General features: G+C 38.1%; 3 protein-coding genes. All 3 read right to left on the bottom strand.

Annotated elements, in window-relative coordinates; translation table 11 throughout:
• Window positions 1–453: DUF6265 family protein (locus AC1DG9_RS26820; protein WP_477635664.1), on the bottom strand; the 453-nt coding region annotated here is incomplete at its 3' end.
• 53 nt (window positions 454–506) lie between these two features.
• Entirely contained in the window at window positions 507–827 is a 321-nt protein-coding gene (locus AC1DG9_RS26815) for a hypothetical protein (RefSeq protein WP_216854314.1), read from the bottom strand.
• A 39-nt stretch (window positions 828–866) separates the two neighbouring features.
• Window positions 867–1,448, bottom strand: a complete 582-nt coding sequence (locus tag AC1DG9_RS26810; RefSeq protein ID WP_477635663.1) for a PhnA domain-containing protein — start codon at window positions 1,446–1,448, stop codon at window positions 867–869.
• Between the last annotated feature and the right edge of the window lie 144 nt (window positions 1,449–1,592).

The following is a 1,592-nucleotide window of genomic DNA, read 5'->3' as shown; positions in this document are numbered from 1 at the left end:
GTCTTGCAGGTTGCCTCTGGCAATTACAAATTGATTGGAGGAGCGTTTTTCGTATAGAATACGTAAGCTTTCGCCCTCTTTTTGAAAGATAGCACGGTCTTTACTTGCTTCTACAAAGTTGTAACGATCGTGTTTGTCTTTCTCCTCTAAACCCAGAAGACCTGGTTTAAAATGTTTTACCATAGAGACCAGTCCTTGTTCGGTTTGCTCATAGGCTAATATTTCATAAAGATCAGCTTTACCGGCTTTCATCATGCGCATGAAGCCTAGTATGTTTTCGTCTTCTGGTTGTAACCAAACTCCTTCAATAGATTGGCCTTCAGGAGTAGTAGCTTTCCAATGGCCTTGAATAAAGGCTACATCTGCAACAGAGCCGCCATTTGGTTGAGTTTGGCCGAAGGTTTTAGGCAAAAAGCCAATAAATAGCAACAGAAAAGCGTAAGTGTGTCTCATAGTAATTAATTAATAATGAAATAATTTAAGGAATTTAAATATACATATTCATTTTAATTACCAGTAGAATTTGGTAATAATGACAAATACAATGAAACCAGATCTTCCCATTCTTTTTCCAGAGTAACGTTGGGTCTTGATTGCCCTGCCCGGTTATACCAGTAATCAGCATTCCACACATCTCCCTCTTTTCTGTGTAGATAGGCATGTACGTGAGCAGACTGTTTATCGCTTAGGTGATCTATCAGATCGTGTGCTGTTTTCCAGTCACCTTTTCCCTCATGCCAAAGCGCCTGCAAATGTGCAGGCAAACCTGAAGGTATCTCTCCGCTACTTAAAAAATCTTTAAAATACTTAATCTCAATTGATTTCATAATTAGATCAATTTTACTGTCTTTATTTTATAGCTGCAATTAGCTTTGCTTCCGTACATATTTGGTTAGAATAACAATCAGCTGACCTTCAACACGGCCTTCTATTTGCTCCTTATTATCATCAACTAATTTAATGTTTTTCACCACTGTTCCAAGTTTTGCGCTTAGACTGGATCCTTTAACATCAAGTGTTTTTATAATCACTACTGTATCTCCGTTTTCCAGCACATTATTATTAGAATCCTTATGGAATTCCACTTCAGAATCATTTTCGTGATCACCGGTTGCTTTGGCCCAAGCCAAAGTTTCATCATCAAGATACATCATATCCAGATTATCAATTGCCCAGCTTTCCTKCCTTAATCTGTTTAACATGCGCCAGCTCACTACCTGTACTCCTGGAACCTCACTCCACATACTTCCACTAAGGCACTGCCAGTGTTTGCTGTCTAATACCTCTTTTTTTTCAATCTGTGCTAAACACTTTCCGCATGTTACAACACATTCTTCTGCTGTATTTTGAGTTTGAGGGGGAACCTCATAGATGCTAAGATTGGCCTCAGATCCACATAATTCACACTTATTCTCACTTCTTTCAAGTAGCTGTTCTTCCAGTTTCATATTCATAATTCGCAAAACGCGAAGATACTCATTTCGAACAAGAAAGGCCATTTTGTATTACAAAATGGCCTTTCTTGTTCGAAATGAAATAGGTTTTCTTTATTTTGTTTTATATAATGAAGCACGCAAAGCTGCTACATCTTC

It is taken from the genome of Pedobacter sp. 05L430, from assembly GCF_056397585.1.
This window is presented reverse-complemented; position numbering and strand designations above follow the sequence as displayed.